Annotated in this window: 16 protein-coding genes; 6 read left to right on the top strand and 10 right to left on the bottom strand. The window is 64.7% G+C overall.

Annotation, left to right across the window (positions count from 1 at the left end):
- The 6 genes from R3355_RS15800 to R3355_RS15775 form a co-directional block, all read right to left on the bottom strand.
- Positions 1–7,358 (bottom strand): autotransporter-associated beta strand repeat-containing protein (locus tag R3355_RS15800; protein WP_318962034.1); only part of this gene is annotated, 7,358 nt, incomplete at its 3' end.
- A gap of 155 nt (positions 7,359–7,513) precedes the next feature.
- Positions 7,514–8,503 (bottom strand): helix-turn-helix domain-containing protein, encoded by a 990-nt coding sequence (locus R3355_RS15795; RefSeq protein WP_318962033.1) that lies wholly within the window; start codon positions 8,501–8,503, stop codon positions 7,514–7,516.
- Positions 8,504–8,791: 288 nt separating this feature from the next.
- Positions 8,792–10,243: an NAD(P)(+) transhydrogenase (Re/Si-specific) subunit beta gene (locus tag R3355_RS15790; protein ID WP_318962032.1), complete on the bottom strand. Its 1,452-nt coding sequence runs from the start codon at positions 10,241–10,243 to the stop codon at positions 8,792–8,794.
- A 2-nt stretch (positions 10,244–10,245) separates the two neighbouring features.
- The gene (locus tag R3355_RS15785) at positions 10,246–10,578 is read right to left on the bottom strand and encodes an NAD(P) transhydrogenase subunit alpha (protein ID WP_318947554.1); all 333 of its coding nucleotides are present in this window, start codon (positions 10,576–10,578) and stop codon (positions 10,246–10,248) included.
- 12 nt (positions 10,579–10,590) lie between these two features.
- Positions 10,591–11,715: a Re/Si-specific NAD(P)(+) transhydrogenase subunit alpha gene (locus tag R3355_RS15780; RefSeq protein ID WP_318962031.1), complete on the bottom strand. Its 1,125-nt coding sequence runs from the start codon at positions 11,713–11,715 to the stop codon at positions 10,591–10,593.
- A 549-nt stretch (positions 11,716–12,264) separates the two neighbouring features.
- The gene (locus tag R3355_RS15775) at positions 12,265–13,173 is read right to left on the bottom strand and encodes a LysR family transcriptional regulator (protein WP_318947556.1); all 909 of its coding nucleotides are present in this window, start codon (positions 13,171–13,173) and stop codon (positions 12,265–12,267) included.
- Between the two features lie 192 nt (positions 13,174–13,365).
- On the opposite strand from R3355_RS15775, the gene R3355_RS15770 reads away from it, so the two are divergent.
- On the top strand, positions 13,366–14,544 hold the full coding sequence (locus R3355_RS15770; RefSeq protein ID WP_318962030.1) for an acyl-CoA dehydrogenase: 1,179 nt from the start codon (positions 13,366–13,368) through the stop codon (positions 14,542–14,544).
- Positions 14,545–14,652: 108 nt separating this feature from the next.
- The gene (locus R3355_RS15765; RefSeq protein WP_318962029.1) at positions 14,653–15,876 is read left to right on the top strand and encodes a CaiB/BaiF CoA-transferase family protein; all 1,224 of its coding nucleotides are present in this window, start codon (positions 14,653–14,655) and stop codon (positions 15,874–15,876) included.
- Positions 15,877–16,083: 207 nt separating this feature from the next.
- Here R3355_RS15765 and R3355_RS15760 read toward each other — a convergent pair whose 3' ends face one another.
- Positions 16,084–16,338: a hypothetical protein gene (locus R3355_RS15760; RefSeq protein ID WP_318962028.1), complete on the bottom strand. Its 255-nt coding sequence runs from the start codon at positions 16,336–16,338 to the stop codon at positions 16,084–16,086.
- A gap of 55 nt (positions 16,339–16,393) precedes the next feature.
- Entirely contained in the window at positions 16,394–17,575 is a 1,182-nt protein-coding gene (hmpA, locus tag R3355_RS15755; protein ID WP_318962027.1) for an NO-inducible flavohemoprotein, read from the bottom strand.
- A gap of 213 nt (positions 17,576–17,788) precedes the next feature.
- On the opposite strand from hmpA, the gene norR reads away from it, so the two are divergent.
- From norR to R3355_RS15735, 4 genes are all read left to right on the top strand, one after another.
- Complete coding sequence (gene norR / locus R3355_RS15750) at positions 17,789–19,339, top strand: nitric oxide reductase transcriptional regulator NorR (RefSeq protein ID WP_318962026.1); 1,551 nt, start codon at positions 17,789–17,791, stop codon at positions 19,337–19,339.
- A gap of 295 nt (positions 19,340–19,634) precedes the next feature.
- On the top strand, positions 19,635–19,913 hold the full coding sequence (locus tag R3355_RS15745; protein ID WP_318962025.1) for a hypothetical protein: 279 nt from the start codon (positions 19,635–19,637) through the stop codon (positions 19,911–19,913).
- 95 nt (positions 19,914–20,008) lie between these two features.
- Positions 20,009–20,671, top strand: coding sequence for an ABC transporter ATP-binding protein (locus R3355_RS15740; RefSeq protein ID WP_318962024.1), 663 nt, complete (start codon positions 20,009–20,011; stop codon positions 20,669–20,671).
- Position 20,672: 1 nt separating this feature from the next.
- The gene (locus R3355_RS15735) at positions 20,673–23,150 is read left to right on the top strand and encodes an FtsX-like permease family protein (protein ID WP_318962023.1); all 2,478 of its coding nucleotides are present in this window, start codon (positions 20,673–20,675) and stop codon (positions 23,148–23,150) included.
- Between the two features lie 47 nt (positions 23,151–23,197).
- Here R3355_RS15735 and R3355_RS15730 read toward each other — a convergent pair whose 3' ends face one another.
- Together R3355_RS15730 and cyoE are read right to left on the bottom strand one after the other, a co-directional pair.
- Positions 23,198–23,833 carry an SCO family protein gene (locus tag R3355_RS15730; RefSeq protein WP_318962022.1) on the bottom strand — a complete coding sequence of 212 codons (636 nt, stop codon included), beginning with the start codon at positions 23,831–23,833 and terminating at the stop codon, positions 23,198–23,200.
- Between the two features lie 11 nt (positions 23,834–23,844).
- The gene (gene cyoE, locus R3355_RS15725) at positions 23,845–24,744 is read right to left on the bottom strand and encodes a heme o synthase (protein WP_318962021.1); all 900 of its coding nucleotides are present in this window, start codon (positions 24,742–24,744) and stop codon (positions 23,845–23,847) included.
- Between the last annotated feature and the right edge of the window lie 18 nt (positions 24,745–24,762).

Below are 24,762 nucleotides of genomic sequence, written 5' to 3'. Positions count from 1 at the left end.
TCGCCCTGCAGCGAAGCCGTCGTCCCCTGCAGGATGCCGGCGCTGATGGTGGTGCCGCCGCTGTAGCTGTTGGCCCCGGAGAGGGTCAGCGTGCCGGCACCGGATTTGATCAATGCACCGCTGCCGCTGACTACTCCGCCGAAGGTACCGTTCGCGGCCTGGTCGATAACCAGCGTGGCGTTGTTGGCGATGTCGCCCTGCAGTGACGTTGTTGTCCCCTGCAGCACCCCGTCGCTGATGCTGGTGCCGCCGCTGTAGCTGTTGATGCCGGTCAGGTTGAAAATACCCGTACCGGTTTTAGTCAGGCTACCCGTACCACTCAATACCCCGCTGAAGGTGGTAGAAGTATTATCTCCACCGGTCAACAAAATATGCCCGCCATACAGGTTTGAAAGATTAACTTCGCCACTTCCAGCCAGTGAGCCAATTGCCAGACTGTCATTGAGTAAAAGTTTTCCGCCAGAACTTACCGTGACCGCACTATTGTTGCCCAGCGCGAGGGTGTTATCAGTGACTAACTCGCCTGAATTGATGGTGGTGCTGCCGGTGTAGGTGCTTGTGGCAGAGAACTTTTGACGGCCATTGCCGTCAATCACAATATTGCCAGAACCAGAAATGGCAGCCGCGTTAGCTGCCAGGGTTACAGCGCCAGAGCCAGTGCCAATGGTCAGGGTATTGTCATTAAGTAGGACTTTTCCACCAGCACCCATTGAAATAAAGCCAATGGCCTCATCATTCAACAACTCAAACTCACCAGCACCATTGACGGTATAGCTATCGGCAATGGCATTGCCACCGGCGACAGCCAGACGCCCGGCATTGACCGTAATAGAGTTGTTCCCGGTTTGCGTGCTGGTGCCGCTGAGCGTAAGGGTTGCATCACCATTTTTAATCAAGGCACTGGTCAATGATAAGGCGTTAGGGTTATTCCCCGTAAAGTCACCCGCATAGGTACCATCAACAGTTTGATTGACCGTCAGCGTTGCCGACCCGTTATCGCCATAATCGATAACACCGCCAATACCGGACAGGTTCGCGACCGTCTCATTAAAGTTATTTAAAGCGAATGTGCCGCCATTAATGACCAGGTCGCTGGTGTCGGCGATGCGCTCATTACCGCCAAGCTGTAACGTGCCATCGAAGATCATGGTGTCGCCGGTATAGGTGTTATCGCCTTGCAGGGTAACCGTGCCCGCACCGGTTTTAGACAGGCTGCCATTGCCGCTGAGGGCAATATCAATTGTTGCACTGATACCGCTGTCGGCCCGAATATCAGCGCCAGCGTCGGCAAGTACCAGGTTGCCATTGCTGTCCGTGTCGGTCAGCAGGTAGCCATCGGTAGCGAATTGCAGCCCCCGTACAGTATGGCTGCCATCTACCTCGACCGTTCCGGCTGCGCCAGCGAACACGGCGGTGAGGGACTCCCACACAGTGTTCGTCTCGCCTGACTGGTTGGTCCAGTTACTGTTGGGCGCAGACCAGGTCCCGTCGCCCCCGGCAATGACACTGTCGGCGCTGGTGTTGTTACCGTCCCAGAACTGCAAGCCGGTGAAGTCAGCTACCAGCGTGACGGCACCTGCAGTGGCGGTATCAATGCTGTAGTTGTAGCCGGTCAATAATCCTGAGCCAAACGACAAGACGTTATCGATCAGCGTGCCACCGTAGTTGAGGAGCCTGTAGCTGCCGGTATCACCAGAGCCGGCAGCAAAATCAAAGCCGCCCAGGTCGCTGATATTGAGAATGCCATCCAGGGTGAGGTCACCCGTCACTGTGATCAGGTCGCTATCTACCCCCGCTGTGCCGCTGGGGGAACCCAGTTCGTAGTCGAGGACCGAGGCGTTATTCAGCAGTAACTCACCCAGGGTCAAGTTACCGGGTGAATTTCCGGCGGCCAGGCGACCACCATCGGCGACCATGACGCTGCCGGCGATGCTGCCGCTGCCGCCCAGGCTGGCACCACTGTCGACCATGACGCTGCTGCTGCCGGTGGCGCTGCCGGACAGGTTGTTGACCTTGAGGGTGCCGCCACTGACCAGGGTGTTGCCGTTGTAACTACTGTTCCCGGTTAGGTTTGTCAGGCCGGAATAGAGTTCAACCGCGCCATTGCCGCTGATGCCAGCGGCAAAGTTGTAATCGGTATCGGTGTGATTGAAGACAATATTGCTGGCGTCGGAACCGAAGGTTACCCGATCTGCCGATAAAGTCCCTGCAGCAACGGCACTGTCACCGGCGGCCGCACCGATATTCAGCGTGCCGATTGCACTGGACGAACCCAAGAGCACGCCGCCATTGGTGGCGGTAGCCGTAACATTGCCGCCATCGCTGATGGTGAGTGCGCCTGCATTGGTATCGCCAACATTGATTGCGGTTGTATTCAAGCCTGAGCCGGGGCCATCCACGCGGATACGGCTGGCACCATCCGCACCCGAAATAAAGCTGTTGGTATTACTGACAAGGCCACCATTGCTAATGAGCAGTTCGCCGTTATCGACATGCAGGTTGCTGATATCGATGTTGCTGCCGGTCAGGCTCAGCGTGCCCGTGCCCCGCTTGATGATGTTGTGGTCGCTAATGTCACCTGCAAAGTCGGTGTCGTCAGACCGGTTGAAGATCACAGTACCAATATCCGTTTGGCTGCCCATGATATTGCCGGTGATGCTGCCGCCCGTACCACCGTTGCCAATCGACAGTGTGGCTCCTGAGGTGTTGTAGGTTCCGCCGGAATAGGTGTTATTGCCGGTCAGGATAAGGGGGCTTGGGCCGGTTTGAGTAAGGTCACCAATACCACTGATGATGCCGCTGTAAGTGACTGCATCTGCGCGATTGAATAGCAAGGAAGCGTTATTGACGATATTGCCAATCACGCTGCCCTGCGTACCACCATCGCCAATGGAAAGTGCTCCGCTACTGATCGTGGTGCCACCGCTGTAAGTGTTGGTAGCGTCCAGAGTCAGGGTGCCGTTGCCGAGTTTTCTCAGCTCGCCAGTGCCGGAAACCGCCCCGGCAAAGGTGCCGTCCGTGGTCTGATCGAAGGCCAGCGTGGCGTTGTTGACGATGTCACCTTGCAGGCTGATGGTGTTGCCCTGCAGGGTGCCGGTGCCGATGGTGGTGCCGCCCGTGTAGGTATTCAAACCGCTCAGGGTCAAGGTGCCGCTGCCGAGTTTTCTCAGCGCACCGCTGCCGGAAACCGCCCCGTTAAACGTGCCGTCTGTGGCCTGATCGAAGGCCAGCGTGGCGTTGTTGACGATGTCACCTTGCAGGCTGGTGCTGTCGCCCTGCAGGGTGCCGGTGCCGATGGTGGTGCCGCCCGTGTAGGTCTTTGAGCCGCTCAGGGTCAACGTACCGCTGCCGAGCTTTCTCAGCGCGCCGCTGCCGGAAACCGCCCCGTTAAACGTGCCGTCTGTGGCCTGATCGAAGGCCAGTGTGGCGTTATTGAGGATATTGCCTTGTAGGCTCGTGCTGTCGCCCTGCAGGGTGCCGGCGCTGATGGTGGTGCCGCCCGTGTAGGTCTTTGAGCCGCTCAGGGTCAACGTACCGCTGCCGAGCTTTCTCAGCGCGCCGCTGCCGGAAACCGCCCCGTTAAACGTGCCGTCCGTGGCCTGATCGAAGGCCAGCGTGGCGTTGTTGAGGATGCTGCCTTGCAGGCTCGTGCTGTCGCCTTGCAGGGTGCCGGTGCCGATGGTGGTGCCGCCCGCGTAGGTATTCAAACCGCTCAGGGTCAAGGTGCCATTGCCGAGTTTTCTCAGCTCGCCAGTGCCGGAAACCGCCCCGTTAAACGTGCCGCCCGTGGCCTGATCGAAGGCCAGCGTGGCATTGTTGAGGATGTTGCCTTGCAGGCTGGTGCTGTCGCCCTGCAGGGTGCCGGCGCTGATGGTGGTGCCGCCCGTGTAGGTATTCAAAGCGCTCAGGGTCAACGTACCGCTGCCGAGCTTTCTCAGCGCGCCGCTGCCGGAAACCGCTCCATTAAACGTGCCGTCCGTGGCCTGATCGAAGGCCAGCGTGGCGTTGTTGAGGATGTTGCCTTGCAGGCTCGTGCTGTCCCCCTGCAGGGTGCCGGCGCTGATGGTGGTGCCGCCCGCGTAGGTATTCAAACCGCTCAGGGTCAACGTACCGCTGCCGAGCTTTCTCAGCGCGCCGCTGCCGGAAACCGCTCCATTAAACGTGCCGTCCGTGGCCTGATCGAAGGCCAGCGTAGCGTTGTTGAGGATGTTGCCTTGCAGGCTCGTGCTGTCCCCCTGCAGGGTGCCGGCGCTGATGGTGGTGCCGCCCGCGTAGGTATTCAAACCGCTCAGGGTCAAGGTGCCGCTGCCGAGTTTTAGCAGCGCGCCACTGCCGAAAACTGCTCCGGCAAAGCTGCCGTCTGTGGCCTGATCGAAGGCCAGCGTGGCGTTGTTGAGGATATTGCCCTGCAGACTCGCGGTATCGCCTTGCAAGGTGCCGGCGCTGATGGTCCACGGGGTGGCGGTATTGGCGTTGCCGGTCAGACTCCAGATACTGGTGCCGGTCTTCTCGAAGAACTCGAAACCCTGATATTGCGCTGTGCTGCCAATCTGGCTGACGTCGAAGCTGCTGTCGTTGCCTCCGCCCAGGGCTAAGGTATCCCCGGTGCCGCTGCTCGTGCCGCTGCTGCTGACCACGTTGCCGATCATGCTGTAACCGTGCTCGAGTGTCAGCCTGTTGTTGCCATCGGAGAGAGCCAGGGCGTTGGCACGCGTGCTGCCATCGGCGGAAAGACCGCCGCTGATGCTGCCACTGGTCGTGATGGTACTAGCCCCTTCTACATTGACACCGACACCACCCTGGCCAGGGGTGCCCGGACTGGGGAAAGGACCAGAGCCAACACCGCCAACACCACCGTCGCCACCACTTATCGCGCCATTGTTGTTGAGGGAGATAAAAGTACCGCTAACGCCTACCCCGCCATCACCGCCGCTGCGTCCGCTACCGAGGCCTATGCCGCCTGTGCCACCGCTGCCGCCTCGTATCACCCCGCTGTTGCTGAGCGCAAAAAACAAGCCGCTAACCGCCTCCGCGCCGTGGCCACCATTGGCACCGTTGCCCGCGTTACCGCCTGCGCCACCGCTTATCGTGCCTTGGTTAGTGAGCGTCGTACCCTGTGCAAGGATCGCCCCCCCACCATTGCCGCCGTTACCGCCGACGGCGCTATCTCCAGCGCCACCGTTGCCGCCGGCGCCCCCGCGCATCAGGCCGCTATTGCTTATCGTAGAGCCGCTACCAACCAGCCACGGCCCAAACGCCCCGCCGACGTGGCTCCAATCCTGCGCGTCGACAGCAAGCCAGCCGTTTTCGCCGTTGCCGCCGCTGGGGTTGCCGGGGGTACCCGCGCTGCCATCGCTACCGCTGCCACCAGACAGAGTGGCTGCGGACATCACAGTGAGAGTAGCGAGCTTGGAGGCTACGACCGCTTCGCCGCTACCGATGAGGCTAGCTGCATTGATGCCGTCGCCGAGTTGCAAGGTGCCGCTTTGCAGCTCCCATTGTTGCGCGGTACCGCTGCCGGTCAGGGTCCATGTGCTGCTGCCGGTCTTCCTGAGAGACCTGAAACCCTGATATTGCGTGCCGATCAGACTGGTGTCGAAGCTGGCATTCTGACTGCCATCCAAATACAAGGCATCACCACCAAAAGCGGAACCACTTTTGCTAACCACCTTGCCGGTGAAGCTGAAGCCGTACTTGAGTCTCAGGCTGTTGCCGCCACCGATAAACTCCACGGCGTTGGCACGTGTTATGCCGTCTGCGGCCAGGCCGCCGCTGATGCTACCACTGTTGGTGATCGTGCTGTTGCCCCAGCCTCCGACGCCCTGGCCGCCGAGGCCGTTGCTGCCGTTGCTGCCGTTGCTGCCGAAGATACCGGTGTTGCCGCCGGCACCACCGATGCCGTGGATGCCGCCGACACCGCCCACACCACCCAGACCGCCATTGCCCCCGGTGATGCTTCCAGTATTGGAAAGTGTGAAGGCGCCACCTCTGACGCCCAAGCCACCCAAGCCGCCATTGCCGCCATTGCCGCCGTCGCCACCCGCGCCACCGTTACCGCCGACGCCGCCGCTACCGGCATTGCCGCCATTACCTGCAAAGCCGCCGCTGCCACCCAAACCACCATTCCCGCCATTGCCAGCGGTAATGTTGCCGCTATTGTTGAGCACGAATGCGGTGCCATTGACGCCTGAACCCCCGGTAGCTCCGTCGCTGGCTTCGCCGCCGCGGCTGCCATCCGCACCGTTGCCGCCGTCGCCTGCAGAGCCGCCGGCGCTGCCAAACAGATCGGGCGGGAGGCCGTTGCCACCAGATCCCCCTTTGCCGCCGTTGCCACCAGATCCTCCATTGCCACCAGCGCCGCCAGCACCGCCGGTGATACTCCCACTGCTGGTGAGCGTGAAGTCGCTCCCATTGACGCCGGCACCGCCATAACCCGCGGCGGCACCATCTGAACCGACGGCGCCACTGCCGCCATTTCCACCGGCGGCTCCGTCGGGGTTAGAAGCGATACCGGCGGGCCCGTTGCCGCCGCGACCACCGTTGCCGCCATTTCCACTAGTGCTGCTGACTCCGCCGCCTCCGCCACCGACGATGCTGCCGGCGTTAGTAAAGGTGAACGCCGTCCCATCGACACCTGCGCCGCCGCTGTTACCTGCGCCGGCTCTGCGACCCTCTCCGCCGCGACCACCGTTTCCGGCTGTGTTGTCGAACCTACCTGAGAGGCCGTCGCCTGCGTTGCCGCCGCTACCGCCGCTGCCCCTGCGACCCGCGTCGCCACCGGTGATGATGCCGTCCAAGAAATTGGTAAACGTGAAGTCCATCCCAGTGACGCCCGCCCCTCCGGCACCGCCGTTGCCGCCATTGCCGCCATTGCTTCCTGCACCGCCCTCGCCGGTTTCGCTAGAGCCGGGTAAGACACTGGGGAAGCCGTCACCGGCGTTACCGCCAGCACCGCCGTTACCCCCAGAGATGCTGAAGGTGTTCGTCGCAGTCTGGCCGGCAGTGTGAGTTGTACCCGCTCCGCCGCTGCCTCCGGCGGAACCCCATGTGCCAGGGAGGCCAGGCCCACTGAGCATGCCGGGCGTACCGTCAGTGCCATCGGTGCCGCAGATCTGTTTGGCATCTGGAATACAGGTCGCTGCCACCGCTGGCAGGGCCATGCTGGCGATGACTGGAGCAATCATCGCGGCACAGACCTGAGCATTGAGCAATGTGCGGCGGAACCGGAAGGGCCGCGAGCCGCCACTGGCCGATTGGCGAACCGCAGCACGCCCCTTCACTTTGCTCTTAGCCAGTTCGCTTACTACCACCCAGAGACTACGAGTAGCGTTCCAGATAACGCGGTGAAGTCGGTTCATGCCCGTTCCGTTTGCAGAGAATGATGAGTACAGGCGGCATGCAGCGCTATGCCATTGTCGAACGACAATAGTCAGGCGCGATGCTAGGCACTATCCGGTTTCCGCAAAGGTGCTACGAAAGCCTGGTTTCTCGTACGGCGCTATGTGGGCAGGGATCAGGAGGCGAGGGTTACGGAGGGAGATTCGTCGAAGACCCGTCTGTAATCCTGGGCAAAGCGCCCAAGATGCAAGAAGCCGAAGCGCATGGCCACTGCAGTGACCGTCGTGGTTTGCGGGCCCGAGGTGCGCAGGGTCGTCCGCACACGGTTGAGACGACAAAGACGCAGATAGGCAACTGGCGACAGGTCGACATAGGCGCGGAAGGCGTATTGCAGGCTGCGCTCGGAGACGCCGACCGTTGTGCAGATATCGACGATTGTCGGGACAACATCGACTGCGAGGCACTCGTCGACAAAAGCGCGGGCCATTCGGCAAATATGAACTGCGCGCGCGCGCTCGAGGGGAGGGGGGCGTGAGTCATGCGGCGGTGAAACTGTAGCCACCTGCAGAATATGCTGTAACAGCAGGCGGGGCATCAGGCTCGAGTCTACAGGCACATGGGCGGCGCTGAGGGCGGCGGCGGTGTTGAACCACAGATGGATCGCCCCCTTCAGCGCGGCCTGTGGGGCCGTCTGGAGCTGTTGCAACTGCAGTGGCGTATGCCCCCACTGCGCGGGATTGAGCGCGCGCGCGCCATTCAGAAACTCTTCCTGGTCGAAGCTGACATAAGCCGTTTGCGCGCCCGCGGGGACGTAGATATCGAACTCGGTGTGTTCGGGCATAAAGAACAGGGTATCGGCCTCACTCGCTCCAAGCTCGGAAAAGCGGAAGCTAGGGTCCGGGGTGCAATACGAGAGGGTGCAAAGGTTAGCTGGGGTAACCCCGAGTTTTTGCACTGCCGCCACCTGGCGCTCCTGGACGACCTGGTGGTTGCCGAGATCCAGGATATCCATCTGCGCCAGCTGCCGCCCCCGACTCAGCTGATAGCACTCCATCTCGATCCAGTGCTGCATGGACGCCTGAGCGCTGGCGTCTTCGATCACCGTCGAGCGCAGAGCCTTTCCGGCAAGTACGACCGAATCTCCAGTGCGCTGGCCTAATAGCATTCCTGCTCCTTTGAGCCACCGCGATCTGCCTGAGCAAATTTTGCTTTTATGTGTTTTGGCGCGGTGCCCGGCCACTATAAGTTAATTGCGCTTAGGAGGCATTTCTCCTGTCACGCCATTGCGCATGCCCGGTGCTGCATGAGCGCTCGATGGCTGTAGCCCGCAGCCGCGGAAGCTAGAAGCCGCGCATTGATGATGCCAGCTCCAGCGCCGGCGCATAAAAAATGCCGCTCACTTGACTCAAGTGAGCGGCATTAGAGGTCCAGCTTAGGGTTCAGCGGGCAGCCGTTACTCCACCGCCTTGACCATATCCTCGATGACCTTCTTGGCGTCGCCGAAGACCATCATGGTCTTGTCCAGGTAGAACAGTTCGTTGTCCAGGCCGGCGTAGCCGCTGGCCATCGAGCGCTTGTTGACGATCACGGTCTTGGCCTTGTAGGCCTCGAGGATCGGCATGCCGGCGATCGGCGACTTCGGATCGTTCTTCGCCGCCGGGTTGACCACGTCGTTGGCGCCGAGTACCAGCACCACGTCGGCCTGGCCGAACTCGGAGTTGATATCCTCCATCTCGAACACCATGTCGTAGGGCACCTCGGCCTCGGCCAGCAGTACGTTCATGTGCCCCGGCATGCGGCCGGCTACCGGGTGGATGCCGAATTTCACGGTAACCCCGTGGTGGGTCAGCTTCTCGGTCAGCTCCATCAGCGCGTGCTGGGCGCGGGCCACGGCCAGGCCGTAGCCGGGCACGATGATCACGGTGTCGGCGTTGCTCAGGAGGAAGGCGGCGTCGTCGGCCGAGCCGGATTTGACCGGGCGCGCCTCCTGGCTGCCGGCAGCCGGGCCGGCATCCGTGGCGCCGCCAAAGCCACCGAGGATGACGTTGAAGAACGAGCGGTTCATCGCCTTGCACATGATGTAGGAAAGGATCGCGCCGCTCGAGCCGACCAAGGAGCCGGCGATGATCAGCATCGAGTTGTTCAGCGAGAAGCCGATCCCGGCTGCCGCCCAGCCCGAATAGCTGTTGAGCATCGACACCACCACCGGCATGTCGGCGCCGCCGATCGGGATGATGATCAGTACGCCGATGACGAAGGCCAGGGCCACCAGCAGGGCGAAGGCGCCGAGGTTGCCGGTGAAGGTGTAGACCAGGCCGAGGCCGAGAATCGCCAGGCCAAACGCCAGGTTGAGCTTGTGCTGGCCCTTGAACTGCACCGGCGCGCTCTTGAACAGGCGGAACTGGTACTTGCCCGAGAGTTTGCCGAAGGCGATCACCGAACCGGAGAAGGTGATGGCACCGATGGCGGCGCCGAGGAACAGCTCCAGTCGATTACCGGCCGGGATCGCATCGCCCAGGGCGGCAACGATGCCCAGCGACTGCGGTTCGACCACTGCGGCGATGGCGATAAATACCGCGGCCAGGCCGATCATGCTGTGCATGAAGGCGACCAGTTCGGGCATCTTGGTCATTTCCACGCGCTTGGCCATCAGGGTGCCGACCGAGCCGCCGGCCAGCAGAGCGACAATGACGAAAACCAGTCCCTGGGAGGCGCCGCCCTCTGCGCTGACTTGCGCACCGAGCTTGTACACCAGGCCGACCGTGGTGACGATGGCCAGGCCCATGCCGAGCATGCCGAACAGGTTGCCGCGGCGCGAGCTGGTCGGGTGCGACAGGCCCTTGAGGGCCTGGATAAAGCATACCGAGGCGACCAGATAGAGAACGGTGATCAGATTCATACTCATGGTCAGTGCTTCTCCGCCAGCGCGCCAGTGGGTGCTGCCGTCTTGGGCGCTTTTTTCTTGAACATTTCCAGCATGCGCCGGGTCACCAGGAAGCCGCCGAACACGTTGACCGCGGCCAGGGCCACGGCCAGGGTGCCCATGGTCTTGCCCAGCGGGGTGACGGTCAGGGCGGCAGCGAGCATGGCGCCGACGATGACGATCGCGGAAATCGCGTTGGTCACCGACATCAGCGGGGTGTGCAGGGCCGGGGTGACGTTCCAGACCACGTGGTAGCCGATATAGATGGCCAGCACGAAGATGATCAGGTTGTAGATGCCATCGGAAATCAGATCCATGTTTCTACTCCTTTAACCGTTGTTACGGACGACTTGGCCATCGCGGCACATCAGGCACGCGGCGACGATGTCGTCTTCGAGGTTGAGGTGGAACTGGCCATCCTTGTCGATGACCAGCTTGAGGAAGTCCAGCAGATTGCGCGCATACAGGGCCGAGGCGTCGGCGGGGACCAGGGTGGCCAGGTTGCTGTGGCCGACGATGGTCACGCCGTTGCTGCTGACGATTACCTGCTCGGCCACGGTCAGCGGGCAGTTGCCGCCTTGCGCCGCGGCCAGGTCGATGACCACCGAGCCCGGCTTCATCTCCGCCACGGTGCTTTCATGGAGCAGCGTCGGCGCCTTGCGCCCCGGAATCAGCGCGGTGGTGATGACGATGTCGGCCTGCTTGGCGCGCTCGTGCACCGCCTTGGCCTGACGCTCCATCCACGAGGCCGGCATCGGCCGCGCATAGCCGCCGACGCCCTCGGCGCATTCGCGCTCCTCGTCGGTCTCGCAGGGCACGTCGACGAACTTGGCGCCGAGCGACTCGATCTGCTCCTTGACCGCCGGGCGCACGTCCGAGGCTTCGATGACCGCGCCCAGGCGCCTGGCCGTGGCGATGGCCTGCAGGCCGGCGACACCGGCGCCGAGAATCAGCACACGGGCGGCCTTCACCGTACCGGCGGCGGTCATCAGCATCGGCATGAAGCGCGGGTAATGGTTGGCGGCCAGCAGCACGGCCTTGTAGCCGGCGATGTTGGCCTGCGACGAGAGCACGTCGAGGCTCTGCGCGCGCGAGGTGCGCGGTGCGGCTTCGAGGGCGAAGGCAGTGATGCCGCGGGCATTCATCCGCGCGATGGTCTCGCTGCTGAAGGGGTTGAGCATGCCGACCAGCACCGCGCCGGTCTGCATATGGGCCAGTTCGGCATCGCTCGGGGCCAGCACTTTCAGCACCAGATCGGCACCGAAGGCGGCGGCATCGCTACCGATGGTCGCGCCGACTGCGGCGAAGGCACTGTCGGGAATGCTGGCGCTGACGCCAGCTCCGCTCTGCACCGTGACCTGATGGCCTTGGCCGATCAGCTTCTTGATGGTTTCTGGCGTGGCGGCTACCCGCGTCTCGCCGGCATGGGTTTCGAGAGGAACACCGATGTGCACGTCAAATCTCCTGCGTGATCTTTATCTTTTTAATGAACCGGCGCACTGCGGATGGCACGTCGGCGAAGGGAGGATCAGCACAAATCACCCTAGCAGAAGCTATGTTACGGGCGGGGCGGCATTTTGCAGGCGCAGCATAAGTCGTTCAAGGCGTTATGGAGTAAAACCTTGCGACAACTACAAGTCACTCAGCGACTTGTCGGCCAATATCTTCGGCAAAGTCTTGCCGCGCCTGGCTGCCAGGGTCATTGACGGCTATTTCTAGCGCCGCCGACATGGGTGCCATGAATGGCCGGCCATCAAATGACGGCTGCGCTGACGAACAGGGCGTGCAGCCCAGCTGTTCTGGGCGTTATGCAGGCCAGACTGTGCAATAAATTGGACGGCCGCGTTCGGCGCTGGCCGTCGGAGTGTAGTGGCACATATTACTGACTACCGGGTCAGCTTGTCTGGGCTGATCAGGCTGAAAGGGCCTGTCAACCCTAGCGGGAATTCCATGTGGGCCGTCTGATGGCCGGCCGCTCGGGTAGTTGCTTGGCTTGCTGTCGTTTATTCCAGGCCACTGTCCCGGGCATAGTCCCGCGCATGCCGAACCAGCCAGTCGCGAAAGCTTTGCAGCGCCGCGGATTCCACTTTGCGCTCGGGGATCATCAGGTAATAGGCCTTGTCGCTGCTGTAGGTATGGTTCAGCGCCAGCACCAGACGGCCCTCGGCCAGTTCCCGCTGAATCAGGAAGGGCGGAATCAAGGCCACGCCCATCTCGTGCATGGCGGCCTGGGCGAGCATGGAGAACAGTTCGTAGCGTGGCCCGCTCATGTCCCGGGGCACATTCAACCCCAGCGAGGCGAACCACTGACGCCAGGCGTAGGGCCGGGTGGTTTGCTGCAGCAGCGGCAGGCCAGAAATCTGCTCGGCGCTCAGACCGCTTTGCCCGGCGAGCAGCGTCGGGCTGCACACCGGCATCGGATTTTCGCGCATCAGCAGGTGCGAGGCAGTGCCCGACCAGTCGGCGTCGCCGAAGTACACCGCGGCATCGAACTGGGTATCGGCGAACAGGAACGGCCGGGTACGGTTGGTCAGATTGACCGTGACCTGCGGGTGCAAGCGCTGGAAATCCTTCAGGCGCGGCAGCAGCCACTGGGTGCCGAAGGTCGGCACCACCGCCAGCTCGATGCTCATGGCACCTTGCTGGCCCATCACCGCCAGGGTGTCGCGCTCCACCGCGTCGAGTTGCGCGGCGACCCGTCGCGCGTAGGACAAGCCGGCCTCGGTCAGCTGGACCCCGCGCCGCGAGCGGCGAAACAGTTCGACGTTGAGAAACTCCTCCAGCCCGGCGATCTGCCGGCAGATGGCGCTCTGGGTCAGAGCCAGCTCCTCGGCCGCGCGGGTGAAGCTCTGGTGGCGGGCCGCCGACTCGAAGGCGATCAGGGCCGTGGTGCTGGGGATTTTGCGGCGCATCTGTGCGGCACTCTCACTCTGTTCTGGATTAAATGCCGCTCAAAGCTAACTCGGAGTGCGTAAAGAGCACAACAGCATGCGAAATCCTCGTTTGCCCCGCGGGCTGATGCGGCCTAGGATCAATCCCATGCACCCCGTGGGCGCGGCCAATGGCCGCGATGATTATCCCCGTCCTAACTCGAGGTTTTCACGATGGCCAAGGCAAGCTTCAACTGGATCGACCCACTGCTGCTCGACCAGCAACTGACTGAAGAAGAGCGCATGGTGCGCGACAGCGCCCAACAGTTCGCCGCCGACAAACTGGCCCCGCGGGTGATCGAAGCCTTCCGCCACGAGAAAACTGACCCGGCGATCTTCCGCGAGATGGGCGACACCGGCCTGCTCGGCGCGACCATCCCCGAAGCCTACGGCGGCAGCGGCCTCAACTACGTGTGCTACGGCCTGATCGCCCGCGAAGTGGAGCGCGTCGACTCCGGCTACCGTTCGATGATGAGCGTGCAGTCGTCCCTGGTGATGGTGCCGATCAACGAATTCGGCAACGAGGCAACCAAGCAGAAGTACCTGCCCAAGCTGGCCAGCGGCGAATACATCGGCTGCTTCGGCCTGACCGAACCGGACCATGGCTCCGATCCGGGCAGCATGATCACCCGGGCGAAGAAGGTCGACGGCGGCTACCGCCTGAGCGGCGCCAAGATGTGGATCACCAACTCGCCGATCGCCGATGTCTTCGTGGTCTGGGCCAAGGACGATGCCGGCGAGATCCGCGGCTTCGTCCTGGAAAAAGGCTGGCAGGGCCTCAGCGCCCCGGCGATCCACGGCAAGGTCGGCCTGCGCGCCTCGATCACCGGTGAAATCGTCATGGACAACGTGTTCTGCCCGGAAGAGAACGCCTTCCCCGATGTACGCGGCCTGAAAGGTCCGTTCACCTGCCTCAATTCCGCCCGCTACGGCATCAGCTGGGGCGCGCTGGGCGCCGCCGAAGACTGCTGGCACACCGCGCGTCAGTACTGCCTGGATCGCAAGCAGTTCGGCCGGCCGCTGGCCGCCAACCAGCTGATCCAGAAGAAACTGGCCGACATGCAGACCGAGATCACCCTGGCCCTGCAAGGCTGCCTGCGCCTGGGCCGGATGAAGGACGAAGGCAGCGCCGCGGTGGAAATCACCTCGATCATGAAGCGCAACAGCTGCGGCAAGTCCCTGGACATCGCCCGCCTCGCCCGCGACATGCTCGGCGGCAACGGCATCAGCGACGAATTCGGCGTGGCCCGCCACCTGGTCAACCTGGAAGTGGTGAATACCTACGAAGGCACCCACGACGTCCATGCGCTGATCCTCGGTCGCGCACAGACCGGGATTCAGGCGTTCTTCTGATCGTAGGGTGGATGACGCTCTTTTCATCCACCGACCTGACATTGCCATGGTGGATGGGTGAAGCGTCAGCTACGCGCCCCGATCCACCCTACTCAAGGAACTTCACCCATGTCCGGTGCGCTGTCGCATATCCGTGTACTCGACCTGTCCCGCGTACTCGCCGGGCCCTGGGCCGGGCAGATTCTCGCCGACCTCGGCGCCGAGGTGATCAAGATCGAGCGCCCCGGGGTCGGCGACGACACTCGCCACTGGGGCCCGCCGTTCCTCATGGATGCCCAGGGCGAAAACACCAGCGAGGCCGCCTATTACCTGTCGGCCAATCGCAACAAACAGTCGCTCACCGTGGATTTCACCCAGGCCGAGGGCCAGCGCCTGGTGCGCGAGATGGTGGCCAAGGCCGACATCCTGATCGAGAACTTCAAGGTCGGCGGCCTGGCCGCCTACGGCCTCGACTACGCCGCGCTGAAAGAGCTGAACCCGAAACTGATCTATTGCTCGATCACCGGCTTCGGCCAGGACGGCCCCTACGCCAAGCGCGCCGGTTACGACTTCATGATCCAGGGCCTGGGCGGCTTGATGAGCCTGACCGGGCGCGCCGACGACGAAGCGGGCGCCGGGCCGGTCAAGGTCGGCGTGGCCCTGACCGACATCCTCACCGGCCTGTACTCGACCGCGGCGATTCTGGCTGCCCTGGCCAGCCGCGACCAGACCGGCAATGGCCAGCACATCGACATGGCCCTGCTCGACGTGCAGGTCGCCTGCCTGGCCAACCAGGCGATGAACTACCTGACCACCGGCGTGGCGCCGCGCCGGCTCGGCAATGCCCACCCGAACATCGTGCCCTATCAGGACTTCCCCACGGCCGACGGCGACATCATCCTCACGGTCGGCAACGATGGGCAGTTCCGCAAGTTTTGCGAGGTCGCCGGCCTTCCGGCTTTGGCCGCCGACTCGCGTTTTTCCACCAATCAGGCCCGCGTCGCCCATCGCGCCGAACTGATTCCACTGATCCGCCAGGCCACCGTGTTCAAGACCACCGCCGAGTGGCTGGCGGCCCTGGAACAGGCCGGCGTACCCTGCGGGCCGATCAACGACCTGCAGCAGGTGTTCGCCGATCCGCAGGTGCAGGCCCGCGGCCTGCGCGTCGAACTGCCGCATCCGCTGGCCGGCAGCGTGCCGCAGGTGGCCAGCCCGATTCGCCTGTCGGCGACTCCGGTGCAATACCGCAACGCCCCGCCGCTGCTCGGCGAACACACCGAGCAGGTGTTGCAGCAATGGCTGGGTTTGAGCCTGGAGCAGATAGCCGAGCTGCGGCGGGCCGGGGTGCTCTAGCAGCGGCATAGGCGCAAGGGCTTGTGGCCGACCTGCGCGGCCAGCCCATATGGGCTCTGCGCCCGCCCGATCGCTTTCGCGGCCACGTCCGCTGCCCCAGGAGGGCGACAACCGTGTGGTTGCGGCCTGGTCTGCGCCATGCCCCGTGCTCCCGGGGACAGCGGCCAAGCGCCTGCGTCGGGCGGGGATTGAACCGTCAGCCGGGCTTCAGGCCGCGCAGTAGCAGGCAGTACCGGCGCCAGATTGTGCCGGTTTTTCGGCGAGCAGGCGCATCACGTAGCCGATTTTCAACAGTGTCGGGCCGAGGATCGTCAGGCTGTGGGCGCCGATCAGCGTGCCCAGGCTAAGGTGTTCGGCCCAACCGTAGGCACCGAGCACGCCCAGCAGCAGGGCGGCGCCGCCGCTCGACAGCAGCTGATTGGACAGGCGACGCAGGCGTTGCGGGCAATCGAACAGATTCATCACGGTGCTCCTGTTGATGAAGCCGCCCGGCGCAACTGCGGCGGGCGGGTCAAGCTCAGGCCTCCAGCGAGCTGGCCGGGCCGAAGAACTCGTAGTGGCTCTGCTGTTCCGGCACCCCGAGTTCGCGCAGGTGCTTTTTCACCTGGGCCATGAATGGCTTGGGGCCGAGGAAGTAGGCGTCCAGGTCGCGTTCTTCCGGCAGCCATTCGGCCAGCTGCTCGCGGGTCAGGAAGCCCTCGGCATGGGCCTGGTCTTGGCTGCGCGGTTCGCTGTAGCAGACAAAATGCTGCACCTGCGGGTGCGCCTCGGTCTGCGCGTCGACCCAGTCGCGGAAGGCGTGCACGCCGGCATGCCGGGCGCAGTGGATGAAGTGGATCGGCCGGCCGTGATCGCGCGCAGCCTCGAGCATGCTCAGTGCCGGGGTGATGCCGACGCCGGCGCTGATCAGCACCAGCGGTTTGCCCGACTCGCGCAGGACGAATTCGCCGGCCGGCGGGAACAGTTCCAGGCGATCGCCGACCTGCACTTGGTCGTGCAGGTGGTTGGATGCCTTGCCGCCGGGCTCGCGCTTGACGCTGATGCGGTATTCGCGGCCATTGCCGCAGGCCGACAGCGAATAGTTGCGGCGCACTTCCTCGCCATCCAGTTGCAGACGCAGGCCGATGTACTGGCCCGGCTGGAAGTCGAGCAGCGCGCCGCCGTCTTCCGGCACCAGGTGCAGGGAGACGATCTCCTCGCTTTCGACGACCTTTTGCGCCACCCGGAAGTCGCGAGCGCCGCGCCAGCCGCCGCTTGCTTCGGCATTGGCGGCGTAGGCGTTCTCTTCGGCATCGATCAGGATCTGCGCCAGTTGGCCATAGGCGGCGCCCCAGGCGTCGATCACCTCGTCGGTGGCGATCGCTGCGCCGAGCACCTCGCGAATCGCCCGCAACAGGCAGCTGCCGACGATCGGGTAATGTTCAGGCAGGATCTGCAGCGCCACATGCTTGCTGACGATCTGCCCGACCAGCGGGCCGAGCGCCTCCAGGCGGTCGATATTGCGCGCGTACATCAGCACGCCGTTGGCCAGTGCACGCTGCTGGTCGCCGCTGGCCTGATGCGCCTGGTTGAACAGCGGGCGTACCTGCGGGTATTCGCCGAGCATCAGCTGGTAGAAATGCCGGGTCAGGGCTTCGCCGCCAGTTTCCAGTAGCGGCACTGTGGCCTTGATCAGGGTGCGTTGATGAGCAGTGAGCATCGAGTGATTCCTGGGTGGCTATACAGCCTGAGGTGAGCCGGGCGATTATCGAGAAGCGTTCGGCCTATACGCTCAGGCATGCTACGTTTATGGTGCCTAGGTTGTTACACAACTCGTGCCAGCTTTATATTCCAATAATTTCAATGACTTGCATGCACTGCGGTCTTTATGACTGCACGTAGAGCCGAGTCCTAATGACACCGAGTAGTCTTTATGACAGCAAGCCCGTTGCTGACGGCATTGATCCCGCTGGTTGCCGATCTTTCCCGCGAACTGCCCGAGGCCGAGCGTTACCGGCGGCTGTTGCTGGCTCTGCGCGAGCTGTTGCCATGCGATGCGGTGGCCTTGCTCAGGCTCGAGGGCGAGGTACTGGTGCCCCTGGCGGTCGACGGTCTGAGCGCCGACACCCTGGGCCGGCGCTTCAAACTCGCCGAGCATCCGCGCCTGCAGGCGTTACTGGCGCAGCGGGGGCCGACCCGCTTCGCCATGGACTGCGGCCTGCCGGATCCCTACGACGGCCTGGTCGAAGGCCATCGCGGCCACCTCGAGGTGCATGACTGCCTGGGCTGTCCGCTGTACCTGCAGGACCAGTTGTGGGGCCTGCTGACCCTCGACTCGCTGGACCCGGCCCGCTTCGGTTGCGTCGACCTGGACACCCTGGCCGCGTTCGCCAGCCTGGCCGCCGCCACCGTGATGGCCAATGAGCGCATCGCCCAGTTGCTGCGCCGGGTCGAGGACGAGCATCGGCTGGCCGAGGTCTACAAGCAGGCGGCCGACCAGCATCGGCCACGCGAACTGATCGGCCAGAGCCCGCTGCACAAACGCCTGCAGGAGGAAATCGCGCTGGTCGGCGACAGCGAGCTGACGGTGTTGATCAGCGGGGAAACCGGGGTCGGCAAGGAACTGGTGGCCGAGGCCATCCATGCCGCGTCGGCGCGGGCCAGGCGGCCGCTGATCAGCCTCAACTGTGCGGCGTTGCCCGAGACCCTGGTCGAGAGCGAGTTGTTCGGCCACGTGCGGGGCGCCTTCTCCGGCGCGGTCAACGAGCGCAGCGGCAAGTTCGAACTGGCCGACGGCGGCACCCTGTTTCTCGATGAGGTCGGCGAGCTGCCGGTGGTGGTGCAGGCCAAGCTGCTGCGGGTGCTGCAGAGTGGGCAGTTGCAGCGGGTCGGCTCGGATCGCGAGCACCGGGTCAATGTGCGGGTGCTGGCGGCGAGCAACCGCGACCTCGCCGAAGAGGTGCGCGCCGGGCGCTTTCGCGCCGACCTCTATCATCGCCTGAGCGTGTACCCGCTGAAAGTCCCGGCGCTGCGCGAGCGCGGCCGCGACGTCCTGCTGCTGGCCGGTTACTTCCTCGAGGAGAATCGCTCGCGCCTGGGGCTGCGCAGCCTGCGCCTGACCAGTGATGCGCAAAAGGCCCTGCTGGCCCACGACTGGCCGGGCAACGTGCGCGAACTCGAGCACCTGATCGGCCGTGCCGCGCTCAAGGCCCTGTCGGCCTGCGCCGAGCGGCCGCGCATCCTCAGCATCGACAGCCAGGCATTGGACCTGCCCCAGCGCGACAGCGCCGGCGAGCCGCCGCCGCTGGTGCTGCCCGAAGCCGCTGGCGGCGTGCCGCTGCGCGAGGCCGTGGATGCCTACCAGAAGCAGCTGATCGACGCGGCCCTGCAGCGTCACCAGCACAAATGGGCCGACACCGCCCGGGAACTGGGGGTCGATCGCGCCAACCTGATGCGCCTGGCTCGGCGCCTGGGTTTGAAGTGATTCGCTCGATATCGAGGCGCTGGACTGGATGATCGGCTAATCCGCGGCATGCTTTGATGTAGGTCAACGTCGATTGGCCGCCGGGCCTTTAGGTTGGAGCAAGATGCAGCCGCCGAGGGTGTCAGATGCGGTGAGTCTGGCGTATAGCCCAAGCCCAGTTCGCCATCTGCATGCGTGCTCGTAGACGAGCATGCGCAGGCGGGAAATCCGGACTTGCTTCATGCGGCGAGCAGGTTCGTTGCGTGGCTTGGCGTACAGCGTCGTGGAAATCCGTCCGTATCGCGAGAGGGACAGCATGAGCAGCAAGCAGGGCCTGCGTCTGCCAATCGATCTGGCCAAGCGCCTGAAAGCCTACCTGCGTGCGGCCAGTGCGCTGGCTGCCCGGGGCCGGCTCGACTCGACCAGCACCAGCCTGCAGAGCAGCCGCGAGGAGGTGGAGCGCCTGTTGGCGCTGAGTGAGCCGAACGCCGATACCCCGCGTGCCGAAGCGACGAGCCCGGAATGCACCGAGGATCCCGGCCGGCAGCCGGCAGCGACGGCAGTGCCGAATGGCGACGACGATCCCTGCAGGTGACGGTTACTTTGCTTTACTGAGACGAGTCGCCCTTGTCCGGTCGGGTCCTGGGGCTCCCTGGCAGCACCATCCTCCCGCGCTCAGGTGGCAGACAGATGCTGAAAGTTCAGGGTTTGTGCAAGAGCTATGCGACGCCGCAGGGGGCGCTGTCGGTGTTGCGCGGCATCGACCTGGAACTGGCGACGGGTCAGAGCCTGGCCCTGATGGGCGAGTCCGGCAGCGGCAAGAGCACCCTGCTGCACCTGGTGGCCGGGCTGGATCGGGCCGACGCCGGGCGTATCGAGGTCGACGGCCGCGTGCTGGACGACCTGCATGAGGGGCAACTGGCGGCCTGGCGGCGCAACCGTATCGCCCTGGTATTCCAGCAGTTCAACCTGATCGCCAGCCTGCGCGTCGCCGACAACCTGGCCTTCCAGGCTCGCCTGGCTGGCCGGCATGATCCGCACTGGCAGGCCGAACTGGTCGAGCATCTCGGCCTGGCGGCCCTGCTCGGGCGCTACCCCGAACAGCTCTCGGTCGGCCAGCAGCAGCGGGTTGCGCTGGGCCGGGCGCTGGCGGTGAGACCGCCACTGCTGCTGGCCGACGAGCCCACCGGCAGCCTGGACGAGCGCAGCGCCGACGAGGTACTGACGCGGCTCCTGGAGCTGCTCGCCGGCAGTACGACCTGCCTGCTGATGGTCACCCACAGCGCCAGCCTGGCGGCCCGTCTGCAACGTTGCCTGTATCTGCAGGGCGGGCGTCTGCTGGAGGCGACCTGAGATGCGCCGCCTGTATTGGACCCTGAGGGCCCTGATCAGCCACTGGCGGCGCCATCCGCTGCAGTTATTCAGCGTACTGGCCGGCCTGTGGCTGGCCACCAGCCTGTGGGCCGGGGTGCAGGCGCTGAACAGCCAGGCTCGCGACAGCTATGCCCGCGCCAGTCAGCTGCTCGGCGGCGCCGAGCACTACAGCCTGGCCGCCCGCGATGGCGGCTGGTTTACCCAGCAGCATTTCGTCGAGTTGCGCCGCGCCGGCTGGCCGGTCTCGCCGCTGCTGCAAGGGCGCCTGCACCTGCACGGGCAGCGCGAGCGGCGCCTGCAATTGATCGGCATCGAGCCTTTGACCCTGCCTAGCGGCGGCGCGCTGGCCGAGCAAACCCCCGAACGCCTCGACCTGACGGCGTTTCTCGGGCGGCCCGGACGCAGCTGGATCGCCGCCGATACCCTGGCCGAACTTGGTCTGCAAGCCGGTGCGCAGCCGCTCAGCGCGTCCGGCCAGCGCCTGCCGCAACTGGCGGTGTGGCCGCAGCTGGCGCCCGGGGTGCTGCTGGTGGACATCGGCGTGGCCCAGCGCCTGCTCGACGCCCCCGGGCAGATCTCGCGGTTGCTGCTACCGGCCGCGTTCGCCCGCGCCGCGCCGCCTTTGCCACCAGCGCTGGCCGCACAGCTGGTGTTGCAGCGCGGCGACGCGGGGGCCGATCTGGCCGAGCTCACCGACAGCTTCCACCTCAACCTCGGCGCCCTCGGTCTGCTGGCCTTCGTCGTCGGCCTGTTCATCGTCCACGCCGCCATCGGTCTGGCCCTGGAGCAGCGCCGCGTGCTGCTGCGCAACCTGCGTACCTGCGGGGTGAGCCTGCGTGGCCTGCTGGTTGCCCTGGTCGTGGAGCTCGGCGCGCTGGCACTGCTCGGCGGCGTCGCCGGGTTACTCAGCGGCCATGCCCTGGCGGCCTGGCTGCTGCCGGATGTCGCCGCCAGCTTGCGCAGCCTGTATGGCGCCGAGGTGGCCGGGCGGCTCAGCCTGGCGCCGCACTGGTGGCTGGGCGGCCTGCTGGTCTGCCTGCTCGGTGCCTTGCTGGCCGGTGCCGGCAGCCTGCTGCGCGCCGCGCGTCTGCCGCTGTTGGCCCTGGCGCAGCCCGAGGCCTGGCAGCAGGCCCAGGCGCGCTGGCTGCGCCGTCAGGGCTGGTTGGCGGCGCTGCTCGGCGGCGTGGCGCTGCTCGCGCTGCTGTTCGGTGACAGTCTGGCGGCCGGCTTCATCCTGCTCGCCGCCCTGCTGCTGGGCGCGGCCCTGGCGTTGCCGGTGAGCCTGAACCTGCTGCTCGAGGCGCTGCTGCCGCACTGCCGTACGTCACTGGCGCAGTGGTTCGTCGCCGACAGCCGCCAGCAACTGCCGGGCCTGGCGTTGGCGTTGATGGCCCTGCTGCTGGCGCTGGCGGCGAACGTCGGGGTCGGCAGCATGACCGCAGGCTTTCGCCAGACCTTCAGTGGCTGGCTCGACCAGCGCCTGGCTGCCGAGCTCTACCTGAACCCGACCGACGCCAGCCAGGCCGCCGCCCTTGAGGCCTGGTTGAGCGGGCAGGAGCAGGTGCGCGCGCTGCTGCCGAGCTGGCGGGTCGAGCTGCAACTGCAGGGCTGGCCGGCACAACTGACCGGCATCCGCACGCAGGCGCATTACCGCGAGCACTGGCCGCTGCTGAGCGCCAGTGCCGAGGCCTGGCAGCGCCTGGAGCGGCAGCAGGGCTTGATGCTCAGCGAACAACTGGCGCGGCGCCTCGACCTGCATCTGGGCGAGCGCCTGCGCCTGCCGACGCCGAGTGGCGTCTGGGAGCTGGAGGTGCTCGGCATCTATGCCGACTATGGCAATCCCAAGGGCCATCTGCTGGTCGAGGCGGCGGGCCTGCAGCGCCACTGGCCGGGACTGGCGCCGCGCAGTTTCAGCCTGCGCCTGCCGGCCGCAGAGGTGCCGGCGCTGATCCAGGCGCTGCAGGAAGAATTTACCCTGGACGACAGCCGGGTGATCGATCAGGCCGCGCTCAAGGCCTGGTCGGGCCGGGTATTCGAGCGCACCTTCGCCGCCACCGCCGCACTCAACAGCCTGACCCTGGGCGTGGCCGCGGTGGCGCTGCTGATCAGTTTGCTGACCCTCGGCCAGACCCGCCTGAGCCAGCTGGCACCGCTCTGGGCGCTGGGCGTCAGCCGCACGCGCCTGGCCTGGCTCAGCCTCGGCCAGACCCTGATGCTGGCCGTGCTCACCCTGCTCCTGGCGCTGCCGCTGGGCCTGTTGCTGGCCTGGTGCCTGGTCGCGGTGATCAACGTGCAGGCCTTCGGCTGGCGCCTGCCGCTGCAGGTATTCCCCGGCCAGCTCCTGCAGCTGCTCGGCCTGGCGCTGCTGGCCACCCTGCTGGCCGCCGCCTGGCCGCTCTGGCAACTGAACCGCAGCACACCGGCGGCACTGTTGCGCAGTTTTGCCGGCGAACGCTAGCAGACCGAGCCACGTGGGTCGGGTCGCGCAGGCGACAACCCATCAGATCAATTTACCGGCTGAATCAACCCCGGCAACTGGACGGCGAGTTTGGCGTTGTTCAACGGCGCACGGATGAAGCCACGTTGGGTGCCGTCCGGACCGATGATCACCAGGTTGCCGCTATGATCGACGGTGTAGTTTTCCTTGCTGGTATCGGCCGGGATATAGGGAATGCTCACCGCATTGGCGAACTTCTGCAGGGTGGCTTCCTCACCGGTCAGGCCGATGAAGCCGGAATCGAAGTAGGCCAGGTATTTCTTCAACTGCTCCGGGGTGTCGCGGTTGGGGTCGACGCTGACCAGCACCACCCGCAGGTTGGCGCGGACTTGCTCCGGTAGCTGACCTTGCAGCTGGCGCAGTTGGGCGAGGGTGGCGGGGCAGATGTCCGGGCAGAAGGTGTAGCCGAAAAACAGCAGGCTCCACTGCTCCTTGAGCTGATTGACCGCGACCGTCTGACCGTCCTGGTCGATCAGACTCAGCTCCGGCAGCGTACGGCTTTGCGGCAGCAGCACGATGCCGGCATCGAGCAGCGCGGTCGGGTCGCTCTGCCCTTTGCTATTGAGCACTTTGTTGACGGTCAGGCCGAGCACCAGCGCGACTATGGCTACGAGAACGAAAACGGTGATCTGGGTACGGGTCATGACACCAACGATTACAGGTTGAGCAGCAGGTAATGGTCGACCAACAGGGCGATAAACAGCAGGAACAGGTACCAGATACTGTACTTGAAGGTGTTGATCGCCGCGTGCGGTTTGCTGTCACGGTACAGCACCCAGGCCCAGTGCAGAAAGCGCGCGCCCAGGCCGATGGCGCAAACCAGGTAGAGCAGACCGCTCATGTGGATGGCGTAGGGCAACAGGCTGACAGCGAACAGCGCGCCGGTGTAGAGCAGGATATGCACCTTGGTGTAGTGCTCGCCGTGGGTCACCGGCAGCATCGGAATGTTGGCCTTGGCGTACTCGGCCTTGCGGTGAATGGCCAGGGCCCAGAAATGCGGCGGGGTCCAGGCGAAGATGATCAGCACCAGCAGCAACGGCTCCGCGGTCAGCTCTCCGGTGACCGCGACCCAGCCGAGCAGCGGCGGAGCGGCGCCAGCCAAGCCGCCGATGACGATGTTCTGCGGCGTGGCACGCTTGAGAAAGCCGGTATAGATCACCGCATAGCCGAGCAGCGAGGCGAGGGTCAGCCAGGCGGCCAACTCGTTGGTGAAAGCCAGCAGCAGGCTGAGGCCGGCCACCGACAGCAGCAGGGCGAAGCTCAGCGCCGCCAGCGGGGTGACCCGGCCTTCGGCCAGCGGGCGCTTGTGGGTGCGCGCCATGATCGAGTCGATGCGCCTGTCCACCACATGGTTGACCGCCGCCGCGCCTCCGGCGCACAAGCCGATGCCCAGGTTGCCGAACACCAGCACCGTCCAGGGCACGCCGGCGCGAGTAGCGAGGAACATGCCGACCAGCGAGGTGATCAGCATCAGCACCACCACCTTGGGCTTGGTCAGCTCCAGGTAGTCGCGCCATCTGGCGTGAGCCTGTTGTTCGCGCAGTAGAGTAGCCATAGAGGTCTCTCCTTGTTG

Source organism: Pseudomonas sp., from assembly GCF_033723075.1.
In the GTDB taxonomy this organism is placed as follows: Bacteria; Pseudomonadota; Gammaproteobacteria; order Pseudomonadales; family Pseudomonadaceae; genus Aquipseudomonas.
The sequence above is the reverse complement of the archived record's forward strand: the minus strand, read 5'-3'. Positions and strand labels throughout refer to the sequence as shown.

Bases quoted from the DNA above. Each gene is read 5' to 3' on its own strand.
- R3355_RS15795 (WP_318962033.1), bottom strand. From the start codon at position 8,503: ATGCTATTAGGCCAGCGCACTGGAGATTCGGTCGTACTTGCCGGAAAG.
- R3355_RS15790 (WP_318962032.1), bottom strand. From the start codon at position 10,243: ATGAGTATGAATCTGATCACCGTTCTCTATCTGGTCGCCTCGGTATGC.
- R3355_RS15785 (WP_318947554.1), bottom strand. From the start codon at position 10,578: ATGGATCTGATTTCCGATGGCATCTACAACCTGATCATCTTCGTGCTG.
- R3355_RS15775 (WP_318947556.1), bottom strand. From the start codon at position 13,173: ATGCGCCGCAAAATCCCCAGCACCACGGCCCTGATCGCCTTCGAGTCG.
- R3355_RS15770 (WP_318962030.1), top strand. From the start codon at position 13,366: ATGGCCAAGGCAAGCTTCAACTGGATCGACCCACTGCTGCTCGACCAG.
- R3355_RS15765 (WP_318962029.1), top strand. From the start codon at position 14,653: ATGTCCGGTGCGCTGTCGCATATCCGTGTACTCGACCTGTCCCGCGTA.
- R3355_RS15760 (WP_318962028.1), bottom strand. From the start codon at position 16,338: ATGAATCTGTTCGATTGCCCGCAACGCCTGCGTCGCCTGTCCAATCAG.
- hmpA (WP_318962027.1), bottom strand. From the start codon at position 17,575: ATGCTCACTGCTCATCAACGCACCCTGATCAAGGCCACAGTGCCGCTA.
- norR (WP_318962026.1), top strand. From the start codon at position 17,789: ATGACAGCAAGCCCGTTGCTGACGGCATTGATCCCGCTGGTTGCCGAT.
- R3355_RS15745 (WP_318962025.1), top strand. From the start codon at position 19,635: ATGAGCAGCAAGCAGGGCCTGCGTCTGCCAATCGATCTGGCCAAGCGC.
- R3355_RS15740 (WP_318962024.1), top strand. From the start codon at position 20,009: ATGCTGAAAGTTCAGGGTTTGTGCAAGAGCTATGCGACGCCGCAGGGG.
- R3355_RS15735 (WP_318962023.1), top strand. From the start codon at position 20,673: ATGCGCCGCCTGTATTGGACCCTGAGGGCCCTGATCAGCCACTGGCGG.
- R3355_RS15730 (WP_318962022.1), bottom strand. From the start codon at position 23,833: ATGACCCGTACCCAGATCACCGTTTTCGTTCTCGTAGCCATAGTCGCG.
- cyoE (WP_318962021.1), bottom strand. From the start codon at position 24,744: ATGGCTACTCTACTGCGCGAACAACAGGCTCACGCCAGATGGCGCGAC.